This window comes from Salmonella sp. SJTUF14076, assembly GCF_015534835.1.
GTDB classification, from domain to species: domain Bacteria; phylum Pseudomonadota; class Gammaproteobacteria; order Enterobacterales; family Enterobacteriaceae; genus Salmonella; species Salmonella enterica.
Genome location: NZ_CP064676.1, coordinates 83,473 through 103,445, shown reverse-complemented (window position 1 = coordinate 103,445; position 19,973 = coordinate 83,473). Strand labels below are relative to the sequence as shown.

The window sequence follows — 19,973 nt, the reverse complement described above, 5'->3', positions numbered from 1 at the left end:
ATCACACCTTTAATCACTGATTGGGCTTTATCTGCTGCCCGGCATTCTCTGTTTAAGCACAACCATTTCCTGACGGCATAACACAGCAATAGCGGTCCTGACTCCAATTTGCTTACCAACCAGGTATTGCTTTACCTTGCGGCGACTCACGCCATCAAGAAGCATCTTTAACGCTTCAAGGGACAATTTGTTGTATTTGCGTGCCATTAATCTACTCCGCAGAACCATACAATCTACGTAACGTGTCGGCGACAGAAGATACAGATATCTCGCCAGTCGCAGCGCCTACAGTAAGGTCTGCCAGTTCAGGTGAATCAAATACCTGCACCCCGTTACGGCGTAGAAATAGCAGCGCACTGTTTAGCGCGGTACGCTTATTGGCATCATTGAATATATGCCCTCTCGCTGTAGCCACCAGGTAGGTGGCGGAGACTTCGAAAAGGTCGGTGATCTCTTCGTAGGCAACTCTGGCCTGAACTCTCCCGATAATGGCCTCTGCCCTACCCGGATCAGACATTCCCGGCAGGCCGCCGTAGCGGCTTATATTCGCATCATGAAGCGCAATAAGTTCTTCCGGTGATATATGCCTCATTATCGGTTAACCAGTTCCTTGTTGGTGGAGTCCAGGGTGTCAAACAGGGATGCAAATTCAGCATCCAGCGCCGCTTTTTTGTAGGCTTCGAAAGTAGCCTTGCTGACAATTACTGCTGGCTCACGGCCTCTGCGGGTGATTTCAACCTCTTCCCCGGCTTCAACATTGTTGAGCACTTCAGAAAGGTTGCCACGCGCGGTACGGAAGTTAATGGATTGCATAAACACCTCGTGTACTCGTTATGTGTACACAATTATAAACTTCACAGGCATAAAGCACCAGCACTTTGCAGCTTAAATAACCGGACAATCATCAAATTCCCCACTTCGGGCATCATTGATGACATGAGTGATCACACCAAAAACAGCATTACTGCCCGTGTATCCATCGTCATCTACTGGTAACGCCTCTTTCTTCCCGGTGCTTAAATCCTCCAGGTGCTGGCGCGGATACTTCCTGTATCTCTTTATGCGATATTCACCCTCCATAGCGCACACAAGCAGAGAACCATCAACCGGAGTAAGCGAGGAATCAACCACCAGCAAAGCACCCTGCAATATTCCCTCACGGTGATGGCTATCAGCTGCCCGCATGAAGTAGGTTGCTGATGGATGCCTGATTAGTTGCTGATCAAGAGAAATTCGGCTTTCAACATAATCCGCCGCAGGAGAAGGGAAGCCCATAGCGTTTTCACCTCAATAATACTGTTCATTTATACAGTATACATTAAAGAGACACCTTTGGTGCAAACGCGTTACGTACATCAACCACCGCTGATGATTTTGTGCTCTTTGCTACTATTCATCACCAACGGATCAGCGTAACCTCGTTGCCAATCAGTTAATAAGGAATTAGCTATGCCTAATCGCATTCCTCTCGATCCTGTATTGCCCAAAAATTTTGACTGCACTCCTAACGAGAAACGCTCTAAAGCTCAGCTGGACGCCTGGTGGGACCATCCATATGGGGTTACACAACCTGACGGGAAAATTGTAGTTTATTGTCTGAATGGTGGGGCGTGGGACCGTCCATCCGTGCTTTGTTTGGCAGATAACTATGATGAAGCCTGTGAACTTGCCGAAAGACAGCAGGCAAGCTGGGTAAAAACACGGTCTGAACCGACATTCATGTTTTCAAAAGAACCGCCATTTATACTGGCGAGGATGCCGCAGCGACCGGATCATCAACAAGAAATTGTTGCTGAATTTTCCTCAAGGGATGAGATAAATCTCTTCTCATTAAAGCAGGAAGAAAGGGATCGCGTCGAAGTGTCTCCAACTCTCGACCACAACCGGATGAACCTGGCCCAGCTCGCCTGGTACAGCAAAGAATTAGAGATGTCTATTGCCCGGCTTGAAAACGAAAAAGCCGCTATCCAAGTCCAGCACGAAGTAGTTCTGAACCGGATTAGAGAAATGCAAAACGATAACAGGGGATTTTGAATGGCTAAAATCGAGTACCATCGTGATCGCGGTAATTACCTGGAAATATACGATCATGAATCTCTTAACGATATCAACGATGCGTTATATGAATACTGTGAAAAAACGAGCATCACAGATGCACCTGATGCATTTGTCGAGCTGCCGGTATATCTCCGCGACATCTATGCAATACGAACACCGCCCGTATCGGTGATTCACATTGGCTATGTCCGCCTGTCCATCGAAGAAGATGAAGATCGTTATATCGTGCGCCACTATACATTGGACAGAAAAGAACTTCCTAATGAATGGAACATGAGTAATTTCTACAACGGTGAATATGGCTTAAAATCCGCTAATAATTTACGGTCATAATCTATACAGGCATGTATAACAACAACGAGCCTATTAGCTGTCAACAACGTTATTTCCTCAAATAAGAAAAAGCAGAAAACAAATTGTTTAAGGTCACAAATTGTGGCCTTGATGGAGGAGGGAGGCTTATTGGCTATGGCTAAAAATCAAATTAGACACTTCATGTTGCTGTAGCTCATCAAGATCCGAGGCCACAAAACCTTTTCCGAAAAACTTCACAAGTAACTCACTAGCCGCATCATTGTCACCTATTACACGAAAGTCATACGGCAACGTCGCAAGTTGACGATGTAATCCTGCTGAGAAAGTCGAATCTAACAGCACCCAGAATTCCCACCGCAGGATAATACTCGCCTCTTAATACTGTATATATGTTGTTACGATATGTTTTTCTGTCTCTAAAAAAAGATGTTAATAGAATGCTAACCATTGAAGGGGATAGAAATATACAATTCCAACAAACGTTATTTTTAACAATTTTTTTCTTTGCGTTGACTTTCCCGGACACCTTGTCTGACCGAAGGTGCGCGAAAGCCACTTTTTCCTTCCTGAGTTATCCACAAAGTTATGCACTTGCAAGAGGGCCATTTTCTACATATTGTGGTGGCTAACAGATGAAATGAATGTAGATTAATTGAAGATAAGGAGAAAATTTGAGATGCAATCATGACGTTAATAGATAGGGTCTGCATTACAGACCCCACCCGCATCAAGGAATTAGCCGTTCCCTGATGTTTTTCCGAAAACATGTGCCGTAAGCTCACGTTAACGACTTTCATTCACCGAATCCAACTATATAGGGGTTGGGTTTCTACGTCAACGTGAGCAAGTGCACCTTTACATTTGACAAGGAACCACCTGAATGAACGCTTTTTTTCAGTTCCTGAGTGCATTTTTAGATGCGCCTATTATTAGCCAGATTCTGGCTATTATCCTCATCATCGTTTTGATTTTGCTTTTAAGGTCAGTAAAAAATGGAATTATGCACTGGCTTACTTAATGTTTCAGTGAAACATTAAAATCTCCTTGATGTGGAAACAATCATTTTCTGTATGTGCTGGTGGGCACCTGTAGTTCAGCTTTCGTTGGCATTTAACTTCGTCTTTGCTTTCTCCACCAGCAACTTCCAGATGCCTATTTCATTAGCAGCCGCCTTGATGGCGGCATAAAAAGCATCTTGCTGATCGTAACGCTGGATCTGTTTTTTCAGTTTTGCCTCCACCAATTTAATTTCATTACGTGCTTTCTGAAGCCGCATCACCGCCCGGTTACGTCTGTTCTTGTATAGCGTGTTAATCTCTGACAATTGCTTTAATTTACCAGCCTGACTGCGGATTATCGCCTCCCTGGCTTCTGCCGTGCGTCTCATCTGATCTCTTAAGAGTTCACCGTTTTCGATAATTCTTTCAAGGTGTTTGATGTGATCTGCAACTCTCATACTTCACCCTCGCTTGTATCACCAGCGTCCACCAACGACAATAAAGCCATGGCCATCTTATGAACCAACAGTGCATCAATAATGCCAAGCGTATGCCCCGGCTTAATGTTTAATGCTGCCTCAAGATGACACCTTTCCAGACCGCTTTTCTCGGCTTGTTTATGATGATATGGCGTAATAACGTCGCCCAAAACACGGCTAATTCTTTCTCGTAATTGCTGGGTGCCAGCACACTTGATCGCTGTATCGTGGAGACGGTTAACCAGTTCGCGATAAACATGCGGCTTAATGCGGATACGTTCACCGGTGACGCCCTTTCCTGGCGCTGGCACCGAACTATCCGGAATATCCGGATAGTTGCCAGCCTCGTAAGCTACCCGCAGCCAGTGCATGAATGTTTCAGTGGACACACAACCACAGTCCACATCGATTTTCCCGCGTTGCTGTTCCAGCCATTGCCCAAAATCCAACCTGTAAGTCTTACTTTCAAGTTCATCACCATTGAACTCGACTTTCTGCGACGCTATGAGAGCTGATTCGTATTGTTCGCGAGTGACAACTGACTGGTATTCATCGCTATCAAGGTCACCAATTGGAAGCTCAATATCACAACAAAAATTGCGCCCAAAGAAAGTGTCTTTTTTGTGGTCTGAGCCAAAAGCAAAAGTCGCGCATGGTGCCATTAAATTGACACTGGGTAGGTAACAATAACTCATTCCATCAGGCCACCCGCCGCACTTAGGCAGCTCCTTCACTAACAAGTCGATAAACTTCATTTTTTTATCATCTTTGCAAGCCGCCAAAACCATTTGGGCAAGTGCCAATACTTCATCTGCCGTATATCCAGCACCGTGACCATACATTTCGATACGGGAAATAATCTCTGATATACGCTCTTCAGTGATTCTGGTCATTTCTTTTTGCGCCATTTCTTTTCACATTCCTTAGTCCATTTTTCAATGTTCATTTTGGCAATATCAGTCATTCCATCACCTAAGAAATACTTTCTCCGGTACGTCTTGCACTTAAACCACACTACAACAGCCACCAGCCAGAAAATAAAAGGCCATACAGCAATACCAACGACAGCCGCGATAAAGCCCAATAGCCATAAATGAAGCTCTCCAACTTCTGTTTCCGGCAATATTCTTAAAGAATTAAACAGCAGGCTGAACGAATGGTCGTATGCATTGGCAGTATAAGACATGCAATCCATATAATTAAAGTCATAGCCTGCGGCTGCCGCCCATAATGGGCGGTCAAGAAAATGTTTTAGTGTCATCATATAAATTTAAGGTTCAGACCAGTTATCTTCAATAGCAATGCTTAATCTTTGTAGCCATTCTGCTAATTTCAGCATTGCTTCTCTTTCGCTTAAACCACGAGGAAAATCATCAAGCGAAATTGTTGGCTTGAAGCCACCGTAATTATCCATTTCAACAGTCAGATTTTGCTCCAGCACGGTATTCCTTACGCGGCTATTGTGCCGAAGCAAATATACTGAACGTGATTTATTGGTTTTATGGTCAAACTGATATTCGGTAAGTATCATCTGGCTTTTGCCATGACTATTACCTCTCCACATACTTACCTCACTTAATAAAACAACTCCATGCGTAGTTGATGATTTTTTCCCACGCAATATAAATCTGCACTCCGGCAGTAAAACCAAAGCCAACAATTGCTGAAAAAATCAAAACATTTACTTTTGACATTATAAATTTTCTCTCGGTGTCGTAGGTGATAGCACCATAATTGATAATTTAGTGAGTTAGCAGTTCCATTTTTTTGATGATTTCCGCATGAGCATCATCGTTATCAACACTTAGCTCGTTTAATGCTTCTCGCACTACATCAACTTCTTCAGGCTGAAAGAAGTCGTCGCGGTAATCACCAAATAGAACCGAAACCAGCCTGCCACCAGCAACATCAAGATTGGCGCTAACAGGTGGCTCTTTGCCATCCTCAAATTCGACAACAAAAGTTAATTTTCCCATCGTTACCCCCAGAAGATAAAAATAGCGGCAATCGCCATAGCTACGCCTACAATCGCAAATGCTTCAGGCCAGCTCATTACCGCACCTCAAGTCTCCATACCGCCTGACCAATCCGGCTGGCATGGGTATCTTTGGATACTGTTCCGTCTTTAGCCAGCTCCATAAGAATTTTGCGCAAATCTGCCGAGCGCCATTCTTCATCAGGAAATTCCTTCTCCATTGCCAACCGCAGATTCCAGGTTGCTATCGTGAATGGATATTCACCGCCGAGAGCTTTCTCTTGTAGGGCAGCACGGGAACGCATCACCTGCAAAACCTTCTCTTTTACATCCATCATTTCGCCTCCTGCGGCGGTTCTGGTAGCGGCATCCAGTGTGATGGAATCCACGACGCACCAGGTATTACCCACCCATCATTAGCGTCAGGATGCCCCGGGATGTAAGTCGCCCATTTCATTCGCCAGTCACCTTTCCTGTCAAACTCCCTGGCAACAAGAACGGCTGTTTTGGTATCCGGCATTCGCTCACTACAGCTTATCCAACCATCCGGAGTTACCGGAACTTGCGGAATGGCTGTCTGCTCTCGAACGTCATTAGGCGCTATAGGTTCTGCTGCCAACTGACTGGCATATTTGTTAATGGTAACGATAAGCTCTTGCTCAGCCTCATCCAGACAATCACCGATACCTCGCCTGTCACCGTCAAAATCATCGAAATCGGCACGAATCTTGGCAACCTTCAAGATTGCGGACAACACCTCACTAGGAATTACCGGATAGTTGGTTGACGTTTCCGCGATTTCCCGAAAATTATTGGTTGACGAATTCTTGTTTTCCCGAAAGTTTCCGGACTGAAGCATGGCGGCGCGGCAGGCGTTCCAGCCATCAACATAATCAAACGTATTGCTATCGTCTGGCTCGATTTCATCCGGCACTACCGGCTCTGGTTGGATAGTGACGTTGGCAAAGGCAGCACGCAAACCGGCCTTAATTTCCTCTACTTCATCAGCGCCTAGCGATGAATCTGACAATGCGTGATGGAATGCGTAAGCCATGTCGTCGTTTACTGCAACCGGTTCGGCTTCCAGTGATGCCAGCGCAATTCGTGCCAGTTCCATTTGTTCGCCACGGGTAAGCCCGTTATCAAGCGGATTTTTAATGAATAATTCGATACGTTCTTTGGTTATAGCGCTCATATCACTCTCCTTTGATGCGAATGCCAGCGTCAGACATCATATGCAGATACTCACCTGCATCCTGAACCCATTGACCTCCAACCCCGTAATAGCGATGCGTAATGATGTCGATAGTTACTAACGGGTCTTGTTCGATTAACTGCCGCAGAAACTCTTCCAGGTCACCAGTGCAGTGCTTGATAACAGGAGTCTTCCCAGGATGGCGAACAACAAGAAACTGGTTTCCGTCTTCACGGACTTCGTTGCTTTCCAGTTTAGCAATACGCTTACTCCCATCCGAGATAACACCTTCGTAATACTCACGCTGCTCGTTGAGTTTTGATTTTGCTGTTTCAAGCTCAACACGCAGTTTCCCTACTGTTAGCGCAATATCCTCGTTCTCCTGGTCGCGGCGTTTGATGTATTGCTGGTTTCTTTCCCGTTCATCCAGCAGCGCCAAGACGGTAGCCGGATTGGCTGCAGCGATGAATTCAGCATTGGCCTGCTGTTCCATTTGGAAATCTTCATCGAAACCGCTTTCTGGATGCGCTCCTTCAATTCTGCAAATGGGAATATATCCAGCAACTTCACGATGAATTAGCGCATCATCACCATCAAATCGGCTCTCTCCATATTCGAGCGACCACTCACCACACGTTGCTTTCTCTGCCTTTTCACGCAGTGCCTGATAGTCAATTGTCATTCTCGCCATCCTTCACAGTTGTAATCACTACAGCCTTCAAAATCATATGGGCTGTACTGCCAGGTTATTTTTCCGCAATGCGGACAATTCCAACGCACCTTCCCGCTTCGCGACTTCTTTCTTCTGTTCTGCTCTTTCAACCAGTCAGGCATGACCAAACCTGCGCCCTGAACCATTGTTCTGCGGTTAAAGTTATTGATATTGAACGTCCGACGCTTTGCTGCATCAGCAATGGAAAATGGCAACCAAACTATTCCTGGTTCGTTTTTGTTGGCGACGCTAAAGATGGTCGCTTTACTGAAGTCATCTGTTGGCAATCCACCGTGTTGAAGCCAGTAAACATCGTTGCCGTTCCAGCTACCTTTTTTGTAGGCCACATACGCAGTGCAATCTGACTCAATCAGGCTTTCTGTGGGGATGTACTGGCAATCAACGTGCCACACAGCCATTGCATCCACGCTATCAGCGCAAACAGGCTGATCGATATCTCGTCCACAATTCCAGGCTTTTTGGGCTTCTTCCAGCGTGTAAACATGAGCGCGATCGATATCAGAACTGTAACCATTGCCGTTATGGCAATGGAATGAGGCGTTATTACCCACAGTTTCACGCAAGCACATCATGTAAAAGCGGTTATTCACTGGTTGCCTCCGCTTCCCACGTTTTCAGACTTTCACCACAGAACGGGCAAAATGAAACTCGAATAGGCGATTTAGAAAATTCACCAGACCGCAGCATGATCAGGTCTTGTGAATGAATTAATTCATGGTTATAGATTTTGTATTTCAGCAGACCTTTTCGCGTCGTGTATTCAGCGTCATGCTCCAGGGATTGTGCCAACGCCGCGCACGGTTCTATCTTGTTGCCATTAATTTGGCATTTTGACTCACTCACTGGTTGCCCCCTGAATACGCTCAAACTCTATTACCCACACCCAAGGATTAGCGTTCCAACTATCTTCGCCATAAATTGATTTCCATAGGCTACGGAAACCTGGGTAATGCTTATCGCCAATGAGGGTCGATTCTGTTGGTGCGCCCTCAGCCCTTGCATCGCATTCGCTGATATCGTTCAACCGCTCAACGCGCACGTTGGTAATTTCCAGAAGAATGCGCGATGCCCAGCGCGGCATGTGAATTGATGGCGTCCACTTTTCTGATACTGGTTTATTACAAACCTCGACCGGAACCCGGTGCGTTTGTTCTGTCCAGGAGTTACGCACGCTTGCGCGATAAACCAGCGTTGCGACGTCCGTCGCTTTGCCATGTACCCGGTAGGTTTCGCGAACCCAAATACGATCGCCCGGTTGACCATATGGACAATGCTTGGCAAGCAACTCTGCGGCCACTGCCCGTCCATAGAATTTTTCTTCAACAATCCTGCGAGTCTGTGTTTTATTCCCGCCAAGAATTGCCCGGACCATCTCATCGTTAAAAATCATGCCGCGCTCTTTCACTTCGCCTTTCATGCATCCCCCTTACCCATGTGCGACGATGCCGCCAAAAGTGATAGAGAACAGCCAGAAATAGATCGCGGCCATAATGATTTTGAATGCCGTGTTCATATTTTCAGCTCCTGTGATTGATTGGATACATGCCGCGCCTTGCGGCATGTTTTTATTTTCACTTCCTCTGTTTTAAAAATCAATATTTATTAGAGCAATTATTGTTGATGGAGAAGCGCGTTTTCATACTCCCTGACCATTAACGTAAGCACGCCGTGCCTCCTGAAAACACGCGCCACTTCAATCTTATCTTCCAGCGCGAACGCGATTTTACTTAGACCAATTTTCTTAAGGAGATCAATCTTTGCTGGGCCGTCATTTCTGTCATCGGTGGCAGGACGCATAGATAGCAAAGGCTCTGCCCCGTTTGTTACGTACTTCCGCAGCCAGGCTCGTGTTTTATCCCTTGCGATCTCACAGCGCCCGGTTACAAACCAGACCGTGTAAACGTTAAATAACTGGCGCACCATATCAATAACTGGAGTGATGGGAGTATCGGTGTCACAGGCGAGATTAAACTCGTTCCAGTCCTTTGTTAATGCACCTTTACCTGGTGGCGGAAGCAAATGCAGTCTGTCTTCAGTTGCCTCTGATATTGTTCCATCAATATCAACTATGACGATATACGGACGTTCCTGGTGTGCGTGTTTATTGAAAATACTCAAATGCCCTCCTCATTGGACGAAAAAAATGCTGGTGGGCGCACTCCACCAGCATTAAAAGTGACACTGTAACTGTCAGCGAACGTAAATAGTGCCGCCGTTCTCTTTTTCCCATGCATCGCTACGTGCATAGCAAACATCGAGAAGTCTTCTTGCCGCTGTTTCCTCTAAACCCAATTCGACAACCAACTGCTCATGACGGCGGGTAACCACATCAAACAGGGTATGCAGCCCTTTAGCTGCCAGATCATCAATAAATTCCGGTTCGAACGGCAGCTCTGCATCTGCCAACATAACCTCTTGCGCCCACTCGACACGGCGGACCAGTTCCGGGCGGCGGCTTTCCATCTCTTTACAGATCAATTCATGGAAGAACTCTACCCAACCTTCCGGCTGGAACTCGCGGAAAATGGCCAGCGGCTGGAAGTTTGGCATCAACCATTCGTTGATTCGGATATCAATGGCATAGCCCATGTCGCAGCAGAACTGATAAGCAAAGTCCAGCTTAGAAACGATATAAGGACGCTCGTTATTGAACTCTTTAGGCGATGAGATCCCATAAGCCAGGAGGCGCGGGAAGAAGGAGATTTGCCCTAACGTCGGATGAAGTTTGCTTGCAGGGAAACGGCGCTCAGTAATGCCATACATTTCCTTCTTGAGCGTCGCAAATTTGGCATTCTCATTAACCAGCGCGGTAACCTCTGCTTTTTTATTAGCAAATGCCACGCGCGCTTCGCTTGCATCTTTAATAGTTTTTTTGAGCTGTTGGTTAAGGTCGGCGACCTGCTTACGCAGTTCCTGTCGCTCGCTTTTAGCTTTGTTATAGCGTTTCTCAAGGTTAAAAGGATCAAGTTTCATGATCTCTTTATATTGAGATTTTAGCGTTGAAATCTGTGAGTTCCGCAGTTCAACCATCGCGGTCATTTCATTGAGTTTTGTTTCCAGCTCAATGCTTATACGTTCGGCATTATCAGCACGCTGGTTGGCGTCATGCGTCGCATCGTCGATCGCGTCCTGTTGCTGGCGTTTCAAATGTTCAATTTGCAGCTGAAGCTCTTCAATTTCTTTACCCTTCAGACCGAGATCCAACTGCATATTTTCAGCTGCATCTACCAGGGAGTTATGGCTATCAGCTTCTGCGTTATAAACATCAATAAGCTGTGCGTGAAGCATCTCCGCTGACTGAACCGCATTATCAAAAAAACGTGCTGTGAGGTCATCACAACTAACGCGGCGTTGCGCGGCCCGGATGTTCTGGATAATGGCCGGGATACCGGCATTCAGGACATCAGGGATAGATACATTTTCGATTGATTGGTTTTGTGCTGAAGTGCTCATTTCAAAGTTCCGTATTAGCTTGTGCTTCGGTCATTTTTCCTAAGTATGAAGGAGGAAGGACTACGCAATTTGTATCCAGTCCCTCACCTATGGCAGCCTGTAAAATTCTGGCTAAGGTGAGTCTCTTGTTGCGATACCTGGTGATGACATGCCTGATACCGCCGGTCGGCGTAACAAAGGCGATCAGCCAGTAGTGATATTTCCGTCGGAATGGCCACATAGTGCACCTTGTAGATTGCTCTAATAAAAAACGTGATGAGTGTACATCACGTTTTAAAAATATGGAATTATTAGAGCAATATTATTCTGATTCTCGCTCAAAAAACGAGCTGATAAGGGGAAGCCAATCCTCTGACACTTCGCGAGGTCGCGGTTTGCCGTGGAAAAAGATTATTCGGCAGTCTTTTGGTAATGCCCCATTCCCCCTGGAGTAACGCGCGCTCGCATATTTTGAACCAGGTTCCACAACATCGGCCTTGTAACTTACAAACCATCCTGGATACAGATCCTGAAATGCTGGTGTATCATCGCCCATAACCTTTCGTAAGAACCCCTGGTCACCCCAGCACTCAGTAGTGACACAACGAGAAATCCAACCTTCCGGATCTTGCCAGAATGAACTCCAGATATGCGCTTTAACACTATTTGGTATCCACAGGGCACCGCTGCCACGATATTGTGGATGGTAAAAATCCCTAAGCATGGTGAAGCTGGTTGGTGGATGCTCTAGGATTGGGCGTATATCACCGGCAATAACCGTGTCCAAATCCAGATAGAACAGATCATCGGTTATATCCGGTCGGAACAACTCGATTTTCGCCCACCAGCCACGGCACTTTTGCCACTGGTTGATCAATGGGACAACTTTGACGCCAGGTACATGTAAACGCTTCAGGTCTGTCAGGCAAATAATTTCATAGCCTTTTGGCAGTTGATTAACCAGCCACTGCACATCGGAAGCGTTATAGTCACCACCAGAGCGAAAAACTAAAGCAATCTTCATGCTGCACCATCACCTTTCACTTTCATCAATGTCAGGTTTCCGCAAAATACGGCACCAGTGTCGATATACTGCTGATTCCAGAATGTCTTCGGGCTTTTCACCGGAGTGTGACCAAAGATAAAACGATCTGCGCCCGAAATTTCGCCACCAATATCATCCATCGAATCACTGATACGCTCGCGCGCCCAGACAACGTTGAAAAGCGGCACCTCCTTACCGAATTGGTATTCATTATCCGGATAGTCGGCATGGGCTATAACGATAGTTTCTTGCCCGGTGTTCAACTCAATGATATAGGGCAGACGCTTTACCAGCTCCACCAGCGCCCAAGCTAATATTTCCTGATCAGTGTCCAGCATGAAGAACCATTGTCCGCCATTCATTAGCCAGTTATTCACGTTGCCATCTGGACTTAACGCATCAATCATCAGCCGCTCATGGTTCCCCATCACTGCCCTGAACCAGGGCATCTGCAATAGTTCCAGACATTCGACATTTTCAGTACCGCGATCGATAAGGTCGCCGACCGATATCAGTAAATCCTGCGCCGGGTCAAAATCCACACGATGGAGTTCGGACATCAGTCTGGTGTAGCAACCATGCAGATCACCAACAACCCAGACATTCCTGTATTTGGTACCGTCGATACGGTGATAAATTGTGGGTGCCATCATGTATTCTTCAGCCATTCTTTAAGAGTCATCTGCGGAATACCTCCCATTTTCCCGCATGAAACAACGTCAATCCGTTCACGCGCAGACTGGAATAACAAAGGCAGGTGACTTAGATTTTTTGGCGTGCCGCCGGAGTGAACGCGTGGTTCTTGTGTAGCGTCAACGCCCACCAGGGCGACATGTTTGAATCCGATATGGAAAGCCAGGTTCAGAGCACCATATGCACTATTGCCGCTGGCAATTTCATTCTCATCTTCGCAAAGTCCGAAATGTGCGGACCAGCGCCACGCCCACCACTCGGGAGAATTCGTATTGTTTGGCTCCATGCCGCGTTCAGCCACACGACGGAAGCACAGAACGCCATCTCTGACTTCACGTTCTTTAACATCGGGTAGTGCCATGCAATAACAAACACCACGGCGACGGCGGCCACGACCAACGCGCCGCATATTGTCTGGCGATGGATCAAGTGTGAAAAAATAAGAAGCGCGGTTCAGCCAGTCGATGGCCCCATTGACCGCTATAATCGGCACTCCGCGCGGCGCAACAAAGTTTGCGGCGCTTGGGCCACTGCCGACGATAATAACGCGATCACTGCCTCTAAATTTATTCTTGGGAAACATTGAATTGCACTGCTCCTACTTGCATTCAAAATATGTAAATCTGCGTGTTTTTTGCGGGTATCCAGGAACTGCTGTTGCCATTTTGAAATAGACACCTGCGTTGGATTCCGTAGGGCTTGAGGGTGCGCGCCATGCCAATGAAGGCCGTTTTGCAGAGAACAGTCATAGCCGACTAATACCACTACTTCAGCCCCTGATTCAGCAGCCAGACTGATAGCCTGCGCGCCGCTATTTACCCCTTCCGCCGGTCCACAATATCGCCTGTACTCCAACGAAAATGATTTCGCCGCCGCCAGGTTGGCTGTCACTTTGCGGAATCTCCCTCCCGGTATGGTGGATCCGTATTGCTTCCACCATGACAAATCACCGGCGTATAAGGCATAAATGTCATCGAACATCTGCCAGGAATTGTTAACCGCGATGATTGAACAGCCAGTTTTTTCTATAGCAGCACAGTCCTCACGAGTGAGTGACGGACCGCTACCGACACAAAAAACAGTCCTAGTCGCCCTGGGTGGTATGTTCATTCTCAGCTGCAAATTCAGCCTCCAGGCGAGCATTCATTTCAGCGATTACAGGGTCCACTACAGCATCTGTTTCCTGTTCATTACGCGGCATGACCGATGCCAGCGACTCATAATTAACCTTGGATGACACGATTATTCTCCCGATGTTAAAGTGCACTACCACAAAGAGTGTACATGCACTAATTAATTTATTATTTTAAGCGACAGACAACCACTTATCGCCGTTCAATACATGCTCAATAGCCTCACCCTTTTTAAGGCTTATGTATTCCAGGATGGCGGTAATCGCTTGTTCTGCACCATACGCAAGAACAACGTAGTAGCCTTCCTCTCTAAGCCTGCGCATCCAGGCGATCTGCTCTTTCGTCGGGGCTTTACCATTTGGTTCTTTAAGCTCAATTCGCATGCCGTGATAAATACCGCATGCTTTATCGAGACTCATGTCCGGATAACCTTTTTTCTGCCCTTCAGCCTTCATTTTCCCAGCGGTTGCTTTTGAACGCTTCCCTCCGTTAGGCGTTGCATGCAACAGATCATAGATGTCAGGGTGCTTGCGTTCGAAGTAATCAAAAATGAAAACCTGCTCGAAGTGCTCGCAATTTCCGTCGCGCAGGTCTGGGTTCTTTGCCAGTGCTGCAAGTGCCTTCGCATGTGGAGAAACTTCTTTTACCGGCGCAAGCGATAAGAATGGATCCTTTTTGGTTTTTGGCCTGGACCGCCCCTTATTTCGACGCTCACTAAAAGCCTGAAACTCTTCCTCAGTAAAGCGCAACATAATCAGTCAAATCCTGCCGGTCGCATGCCATATTTACGCTGTTTTGCGGCCTGCTCTTCCCTGTGCCATTGTGCACACTCAGCGTCACAATAGATGCCTGATTCAATCGGTTCATTGCAGTAACGACACTTCCCTGTAAATACCTGACTCACGACCTGTGCCTGCTTTCTGATGTTATCGATGGCCATGTCTTTGAGAGCTTCTAACTGATTCATGCTCAGCTCTGCATCATCAACACGTTCTGCCAATTTTGTTTCCTCGTGAAGAACCTACTTAAGGGCAGAATGATACATTTCACAACCAAAATTGCACTAATAATTTTCTTTTATTGAGTTAAATAATCAACAAATGACTAGCAGTAGAATCACCATCATCTATTTCTGGCAGGCTGACTATGGCTACATCAATCACTACAACCCAAAGCACCCGGCAATATCCTCTGTCGCGGTATGACGACCGCAACATAGCCGATCCAATACTCAGGGCAGAGCTGCGCAAAGAGGTGATGCTTATGTGTGAATCGAACGACAAGAATCTGACGATTTATTACGTTCTTCCCGATGAGCAATATCGCCCGGATTTGCTGGCTTACCGTATGTGGGGCATAGCAGAGCTACGCTGGGTTGTGACGCTCGCCGCCGGGCTTGAGGATGAGTCTCAGGGTATGACTGTTGGCAAAAAATTAAAACTCCCACCTGCCACCTGGATCCGCGAAATGATTCGCCATTTCCAATACGACGGCCAGGTAATAGGGACATTATCCATTGCGTAAGGGAATTGAATGCCAACTGAATATGCTCGCGACAACCTTGGTCGCTATCAGACTGATGGATTAAGTGCAAAAGACTTTAACAAGGTCTTCGATCTTATCCGTAAACAGCAGCGTCAGAATCGGCGAAACGCGCGACGTACACTCACCCCAAGGATTATGGGGATGCGTAACCGCGAACTTGAGGCATTCCTCAGCCTTGGGAAAAAGAAAGATGGCACCTACTTTACGCCCGAAGATATACGCAGTTTCAACACCTCAAGGCAGGCTCATAAAACCAAATTCAAGAGCACGGTACCCGGCATTACCTATGCTCAGCTGGTGGCGCAGTCCACCAGCATTGATATAAAACGCGCTAACAACAAGGTTTCTGATGGCACAGGGATCAAAGCCGCGACATTCCTCGGGCTAAAACACAACCTTGCATTGATATCTGTTAATGCCTCGGATGAGTCGGTCCACCAGCATCACCGTGTCAGAATTCGATTTGAGGAATGGGATAAAGCCGTTGAGGAAATTGCTGAAGACGGTGCGAAAAAAGCCCGAATCGCTGCCGATCTCTGCAAGGGCCGGGTATCTTTCGACTGTGATTGTGGACGCCATCAATACTGGTATCGTTATATGGCCACTGCTGGTAACTATGCTGTCGCGCCGCCAAAAGAGTATGCATTCCCCAAAATCCGCAACCCTGATCTGACTGGTGTAGCCTGCAAACATGTGTTGCACGCTATGACGCGTTTTCAGTCTCCCACATGGCACAAGGCCATCATTATTGCCCTGGAAAAAGCAGCTGAACAGGTGGCCTTCGGCGATGACAAGCGGAAGACAACAACCTATTTCAAAGGCGAACTGGCTAAATCGCTCGCGCGCAACCGGACAACAACGACGGATCAGGCTAAAGCGGCGCGTGAGTATGAGTTATATCTGAAATCTCAGGATGCATTAGGCAAAAAACTACGCGCCAAAGATAGCGCCACGGACAACGTTCGCCGGTTGTTAAAAAAAGCTCGCACCACGGCAAACAGGAAGAATGCCGAACTAAAAGCCTCGCTGGTGAGGGAAGCCCAGGCTCGCGCTGAAGCCGACGCTCTCAAAAAAGCCCTGCAAACGCAGGCGAACAACCTCATAAAGTTTTTCATGAGTCAGGGAATGGACAAGGCCGCTGCCACCGCGCAGGCGCGAAGCATTCTTGAGACACAAATTAACGAAGCCCGTAAACGGAAAGGATAATCGATGGCTGGTTTCTTTGATGACATGTTTGAGGACACAGAACCATCACAACAAGTGACTGGTGATAACCTCCCGGACACCGAATCGGATCCGGATATTCCAGGCGAAGGTTCTGAACTGATTGAAGAGGAAGATATTGATGCTGAAATCGAAACCGATGGTGTTAACGTTGGTAATATTGTTGATCCTGTGGAGGACAATCACCTTCCCAATCTGGATCACGGCCTGCTTAGTGATTCTGGTGTGCGCCACCGTTATCAAGGTCATGCAGTTTTTAATAACCTTGTGCGGATGGACTGGCTCAAAGCAATCAAGCTAGACCCTGACTCATTCGATGCAGTTCTGTATCGCGCAATACCTTACAGAAACAAAAATGCACCTGAAACGGCACCTGAAATAATAGAACCGAACCAACGCATATATGACTATCAGGATCCAGAACTGATAACGGCCCTCGACTGCCCGGATGAGATGGACGCCTTCTACGCGCTATACGACGGCAGTGATAATACGGGAATTAGCGACAGTGCTTTAATCCTTCGGTTAGCCGCCGTCAATGTGCCAGTGGGTTCTATGCTCGAATGGCTGGAACAGCTGTCAGACGGCACAACCATTCGCCGCTTCTGGTACATCCATAAAATATTCAATTACGGCACTGCCAGGGTAGGCAGTTTGTTTTATTGCGTGCCTTCACGCGCCTTTGAAGGGAATTTCATCGGTGATTCTGAATAATCAGGAATGGCTACTGGCCATCTTTAAGAAAAAAGGTCTTACTCCAACTGGTAAGCTGGAATTTGCCACTATTGATGGCATTGATTCGGCGCTCGCACAGGCTTTAAACGAAGCGTTCGACTCACAAGTTGTCAGCTTTAATGATCGCATTAACCAGTCGTTCCGGGAGTTCCTGAAACGCACACCAAGAGATCGCATAACGCTCGGCACTTTTAGTGATGTGAAGGAGTGGTTGTCGTCATTTGAAGCCGATCGCGCCGGGCGCAAAGATACAGCCTCTGCTGGCCCGGTAAATAAGCTGGCAATGCCGCTTGTGAATCTGTCTCGTTCTCCCGCATTTTCAATTTATGAAGGTGAACTGTGCCGGGATAATTACGATGAAGGGCATGTCACCAATGAAAATGATGAGATTGAAGCCCTGGTATCGACTATCCCTTTCTCACTGGAATATTCGCTATGGATAGCCAGTGACGAGAAGGAATCTCTTGGGATGGTTACAACTGCATTAGCATTCTGGCTACGAATGTATGCCAGCCTCGGGCAGGCATCTTTCACTCACACTGCCAATGTCGGCGGTTATGAGATACCGGTTACCTGTTACATAGAAGGGCAAAAATCAATCGCATTTCAGGATCTGACCACCGGCACCGCCGACAACAGGCTGTTCGCGGTTGGATTGAACCTCACAGTAGTGGCGGAGCTTCCTATCCTGGCTTATATGCAGCAAACCACCGGCACCATAACGGTAAAAGCGAAAATTCTGGAGGAATGAGATGGCCACAAAGACCACCACAGCCCCGGAAACTGATTCAAAACGCACTCAGCTATTCCTGCAATCTGTTTCAATTGGGCAGAACGAAATCCCTCGCGAAATGATCGTAGGATGTACCTATGTCGAACCCGGGGAGCTATCTGGTCCCCAGCTTATGCTCATGGTCAGGGATTCAACGGCTTACGTGGTCAATAAGCTGGGGGTGAAATTTGGGACAATACTGACCGTTTCACTTGGTGATCCGGAAGGTCATGGCGGCATCCTCTTCTCGGAAGAGTTCTTTGTTCTTAAAGCGCCGCGCAAGGACGATACTGTACTGATTTACGCGTTTAGTAACCCGGTGCGGTTATTAAAAGTTCCGTCCACCAGCGCACAGTATTTTGTTGATAAGCCCCCATCAGCCGTAGTTTCCTCTCTTGCCCCTGGTCTGAAGGTAAATGCTGACTCATTCAGAAAAACATCCACATACCACCTAAATGTTGGAGAAAAACCGACCAAGGTATTGCAGGAGATAGCCAGGGATACCGGTTCTATGTGCTGGGCATCCAGGGGGACGATCAATTTTAAAAGTATGGAAAAAATGGCAAACGCCGCTCCATCGCTTACTTATGAGTCCGCCAATCCCAACACATCCGGATTTACAATTAGTCAGTTCAACATCCTGAATGCCGATTATGAATACCAGCGCCGCCATAATTACAGAATGGCCAGTTATGACATGACCAAAGGTGTGGTTTACTCAGGTAACCAGGAAGACCCCATTAAATTTACGAGCAATCCCGATCCTACCGCGCTGGCGAACTACAACAAATTCATTCTCCCCCGCCTCGATATGCTGGTGGAAGGAAATGCCGTGCTAACTCCGGGTACGACGCTGAAAATTGTCGTGCATAACACGGCAGGTGACGGAGAACTCGATGAATCTATCCCTGACAAAATGATAGTGATGTCCGTGACTCATTTCGAAGACCGCTTCCGTTTTGTCAGCCGTGCACAGTTAGGAGTGGTGAATGGGTAGTTTGACAGGGAAGTATCGGGCTGTAGTGGTAAGCGTCGATGACCCTAAAGGTCTGATGCGTACGCAAATACGCGTTGTCGGCATGATGGATGGGCTACCAGATGCCTCATTGCCGTGGGCAGAAGCCATATTGTCCAATGCAAACACGTTTTCACCATTTCTGCCCGGCGATAAAGTATGGGTAGAATTTCCCTACAATGGGGATTCGCGATGGCCATTGATAATCGGTTATGCACAGGATGCATCCGGTGGCGCTCCCAATGTGCCGCCTGAAGCGTCAGGACAAGGTGAAGGCTATGTACCGCCTGAAGTTGAAGGTGCACCAGCACAACCATCAACCAGCGCCAAAAAAGACTTTATTTCGTCGCGGAACGGACTAATGGAGATCCGGACGGCGGGCGGAGCCTGGGCCGTTACGCACTTGAAAAGTGGAACAACAATCGGGTTCAACGAGGCCGGGGAGTTATATGCCATTTCTCAAGGTCCGGCATTCATCTCTTCCGCAGGAAATCTCGATATAAAGTCAGGCGCGGATGTCGCCCTGAAGGCGGGGGGAAGTATGGCGATAGAGGCCAGCGGGAATCTATCCATAAAAGCCGCTCAAGTCTCTGTTGACAAGGCTTAAGAAAAGCCCGGCGTTCGGG

The 19,973-nt window shown here is 47.3% G+C and carries 31 protein-coding genes; 8 read left to right on the top strand and 23 right to left on the bottom strand.

Translation table 11 applies throughout. From position 1 onward, the window contains the following. Positions 1-27 precede the first annotated feature (27 nt). The 4 genes from HU143_RS24360 to HU143_RS24345 all read right to left on the bottom strand — a co-directional run bounded on the left by HU143_RS24360 (position 28) and on the right by HU143_RS24345 (position 1,275). The gene (locus HU143_RS24360) at positions 28-207 is read right to left on the bottom strand and encodes a hypothetical protein (protein ID WP_001749393.1); all 180 of its coding nucleotides are present in this window, start codon (positions 205-207) and stop codon (positions 28-30) included. Positions 208-211: 4 nt separating this feature from the next. Then, on the bottom strand, positions 212-592 hold the full coding sequence (locus tag HU143_RS24355; RefSeq protein ID WP_001216045.1) for a type II toxin-antitoxin system death-on-curing family toxin: 381 nt from the start codon (positions 590-592) through the stop codon (positions 212-214). Beyond that, positions 592-813: a type II toxin-antitoxin system Phd/YefM family antitoxin gene (locus tag HU143_RS24350; protein ID WP_001190712.1), complete on the bottom strand. Its 222-nt coding sequence runs from the start codon at positions 811-813 to the stop codon at positions 592-594. Before HU143_RS24350 ends, HU143_RS24355 begins: the two co-directional genes overlap by 1 nt. 72 nt (positions 814-885) lie before the next feature. Further along, the gene (locus HU143_RS24345; protein WP_000506730.1) at positions 886-1,275 is read right to left on the bottom strand and encodes a S24 family peptidase; all 390 of its coding nucleotides are present in this window, start codon (positions 1,273-1,275) and stop codon (positions 886-888) included. A 174-nt stretch (positions 1,276-1,449) separates the two neighbouring features. Between HU143_RS24345 and HU143_RS24340 the strand changes: the two genes are divergently transcribed. Beyond that, positions 1,450-2,034, top strand: coding sequence for a hypothetical protein (locus HU143_RS24340; protein ID WP_001749394.1), 585 nt, complete (start codon positions 1,450-1,452; stop codon positions 2,032-2,034). Beyond that, positions 2,035-2,391, top strand: coding sequence for a hypothetical protein (locus HU143_RS24335; RefSeq protein ID WP_001062545.1), 357 nt, complete (start codon positions 2,035-2,037; stop codon positions 2,389-2,391). Positions 2,392-3,466: 1,075 nt separating this feature from the next. Here HU143_RS24335 and HU143_RS24330 read toward each other — a convergent pair. The 19 genes from HU143_RS24330 to HU143_RS24240 form a co-directional block, all read right to left on the bottom strand. Further along, a complete protein-coding gene (locus HU143_RS24330; protein WP_001261543.1) occupies positions 3,467-3,829 on the bottom strand; it encodes a hypothetical protein in 363 nt (120 codons plus the stop codon). After that, positions 3,826-4,758 carry a hypothetical protein gene (locus tag HU143_RS24325; RefSeq protein ID WP_001749396.1) on the bottom strand — a complete coding sequence of 311 codons (933 nt, stop codon included), beginning with the start codon at positions 4,756-4,758 and terminating at the stop codon, positions 3,826-3,828. Before HU143_RS24325 ends, HU143_RS24330 begins: the two co-directional genes overlap by 4 nt. Next, positions 4,740-5,114 carry a hypothetical protein gene (locus tag HU143_RS24320; RefSeq protein ID WP_001749397.1) on the bottom strand — a complete coding sequence of 125 codons (375 nt, stop codon included), beginning with the start codon at positions 5,112-5,114 and terminating at the stop codon, positions 4,740-4,742. The genes HU143_RS24325 and HU143_RS24320 overlap by 19 nt, the downstream gene beginning before the upstream one ends. 6 nt (positions 5,115-5,120) lie before the next feature. Next, the gene (locus HU143_RS24315) at positions 5,121-5,414 is read right to left on the bottom strand and encodes a hypothetical protein (RefSeq protein WP_000269004.1); all 294 of its coding nucleotides are present in this window, start codon (positions 5,412-5,414) and stop codon (positions 5,121-5,123) included. Between the two features lie 178 nt (positions 5,415-5,592). Next, positions 5,593-5,826, bottom strand: coding sequence for a hypothetical protein (locus HU143_RS24310; protein ID WP_000517420.1), 234 nt, complete (start codon positions 5,824-5,826; stop codon positions 5,593-5,595). A gap of 76 nt (positions 5,827-5,902) precedes the next feature. Beyond that, positions 5,903-6,163 (bottom strand): hypothetical protein, encoded by a 261-nt coding sequence (locus HU143_RS24305; RefSeq protein ID WP_001554875.1) that lies wholly within the window; start codon positions 6,161-6,163, stop codon positions 5,903-5,905. Next, positions 6,160-7,020, bottom strand: a complete 861-nt coding sequence (locus HU143_RS24300) for a DUF551 domain-containing protein (protein WP_001749400.1) — start codon at positions 7,018-7,020, stop codon at positions 6,160-6,162. Before HU143_RS24300 ends, HU143_RS24305 begins: the two co-directional genes overlap by 4 nt. A gap of 1 nt (position 7,021) precedes the next feature. After that, the gene (locus HU143_RS24295) at positions 7,022-7,702 is read right to left on the bottom strand and encodes an ead/Ea22-like family protein (RefSeq protein ID WP_103398200.1); all 681 of its coding nucleotides are present in this window, start codon (positions 7,700-7,702) and stop codon (positions 7,022-7,024) included. Continuing rightward, positions 7,699-8,343 (bottom strand): hypothetical protein, encoded by a 645-nt coding sequence (locus HU143_RS24290; RefSeq protein WP_001065196.1) that lies wholly within the window; start codon positions 8,341-8,343, stop codon positions 7,699-7,701. Before HU143_RS24290 ends, HU143_RS24295 begins: the two co-directional genes overlap by 4 nt. Then, positions 8,336-8,596: a hypothetical protein gene (locus HU143_RS24285; RefSeq protein ID WP_001471568.1), complete on the bottom strand. Its 261-nt coding sequence runs from the start codon at positions 8,594-8,596 to the stop codon at positions 8,336-8,338. The genes HU143_RS24290 and HU143_RS24285 overlap by 8 nt, the downstream gene beginning before the upstream one ends. Then, positions 8,589-9,170 (bottom strand): hypothetical protein, encoded by a 582-nt coding sequence (locus HU143_RS24280; protein WP_000675643.1) that lies wholly within the window; start codon positions 9,168-9,170, stop codon positions 8,589-8,591. The genes HU143_RS24285 and HU143_RS24280 overlap by 8 nt, the downstream gene beginning before the upstream one ends. Positions 9,171-9,364: 194 nt before the next feature. Then, positions 9,365-9,871 carry a hypothetical protein gene (locus HU143_RS24275; RefSeq protein WP_000021766.1) on the bottom strand — a complete coding sequence of 169 codons (507 nt, stop codon included), beginning with the start codon at positions 9,869-9,871 and terminating at the stop codon, positions 9,365-9,367. Positions 9,872-9,943: 72 nt separating this feature from the next. After that, positions 9,944-11,206, bottom strand: a complete 1,263-nt coding sequence (locus HU143_RS24270; RefSeq protein WP_000107689.1) for a hypothetical protein — start codon at positions 11,204-11,206, stop codon at positions 9,944-9,946. A 301-nt stretch (positions 11,207-11,507) separates the two neighbouring features. After that, positions 11,508-12,209: a hypothetical protein gene (locus HU143_RS24265; RefSeq protein ID WP_000684845.1), complete on the bottom strand. Its 702-nt coding sequence runs from the start codon at positions 12,207-12,209 to the stop codon at positions 11,508-11,510. Beyond that, a complete protein-coding gene (locus HU143_RS24260; protein WP_001354545.1) occupies positions 12,206-12,883 on the bottom strand; it encodes a metallophosphoesterase in 678 nt (225 codons plus the stop codon). Before HU143_RS24260 ends, HU143_RS24265 begins: the two co-directional genes overlap by 4 nt. Beyond that, entirely contained in the window at positions 12,880-13,506 is a 627-nt protein-coding gene (locus HU143_RS24255; RefSeq protein ID WP_001749369.1) for a hypothetical protein, read from the bottom strand. Before HU143_RS24255 ends, HU143_RS24260 begins: the two co-directional genes overlap by 4 nt. A gap of 501 nt (positions 13,507-14,007) precedes the next feature. Next, positions 14,008-14,163: a hypothetical protein gene (locus tag HU143_RS24250; RefSeq protein ID WP_000096174.1), complete on the bottom strand. Its 156-nt coding sequence runs from the start codon at positions 14,161-14,163 to the stop codon at positions 14,008-14,010. A 66-nt stretch (positions 14,164-14,229) separates the two neighbouring features. Next, positions 14,230-14,808: a VRR-NUC domain-containing protein gene (locus HU143_RS24245; protein ID WP_001749370.1), complete on the bottom strand. Its 579-nt coding sequence runs from the start codon at positions 14,806-14,808 to the stop codon at positions 14,230-14,232. A gap of 2 nt (positions 14,809-14,810) precedes the next feature. Then, positions 14,811-15,056: a hypothetical protein gene (locus tag HU143_RS24240; protein WP_000840930.1), complete on the bottom strand. Its 246-nt coding sequence runs from the start codon at positions 15,054-15,056 to the stop codon at positions 14,811-14,813. 146 nt (positions 15,057-15,202) lie between these two features. On the opposite strand from HU143_RS24240, the gene HU143_RS24235 reads away from it, so the two are divergent. From HU143_RS24235 to HU143_RS24210, 6 genes are read left to right on the top strand one after another with little or no spacing between them, the layout of a single operon-like run. Further along, on the top strand, positions 15,203-15,580 hold the full coding sequence (locus HU143_RS24235; RefSeq protein WP_000235786.1) for a hypothetical protein: 378 nt from the start codon (positions 15,203-15,205) through the stop codon (positions 15,578-15,580). A gap of 9 nt (positions 15,581-15,589) precedes the next feature. After that, complete coding sequence (locus tag HU143_RS24230) at positions 15,590-16,807, top strand: hypothetical protein (RefSeq protein ID WP_001141906.1); 1,218 nt, start codon at positions 15,590-15,592, stop codon at positions 16,805-16,807. Between the two features lie 3 nt (positions 16,808-16,810). Beyond that, positions 16,811-17,539: a hypothetical protein gene (locus tag HU143_RS24225; protein ID WP_000896806.1), complete on the top strand. Its 729-nt coding sequence runs from the start codon at positions 16,811-16,813 to the stop codon at positions 17,537-17,539. After that, positions 17,526-18,311 carry a hypothetical protein gene (locus tag HU143_RS24220; protein ID WP_000602713.1) on the top strand — a complete coding sequence of 262 codons (786 nt, stop codon included), beginning with the start codon at positions 17,526-17,528 and terminating at the stop codon, positions 18,309-18,311. The genes HU143_RS24225 and HU143_RS24220 overlap by 14 nt, the downstream gene beginning before the upstream one ends. Position 18,312: 1 nt before the next feature. Beyond that, the gene (locus tag HU143_RS24215) at positions 18,313-19,329 is read left to right on the top strand and encodes a hypothetical protein (protein ID WP_000212019.1); all 1,017 of its coding nucleotides are present in this window, start codon (positions 18,313-18,315) and stop codon (positions 19,327-19,329) included. After that, positions 19,322-19,954, top strand: coding sequence for a hypothetical protein (locus tag HU143_RS24210; protein ID WP_000535205.1), 633 nt, complete (start codon positions 19,322-19,324; stop codon positions 19,952-19,954). Before HU143_RS24215 ends, HU143_RS24210 begins: the two co-directional genes overlap by 8 nt. Positions 19,955-19,973: the final 19 nt, after the last annotated feature.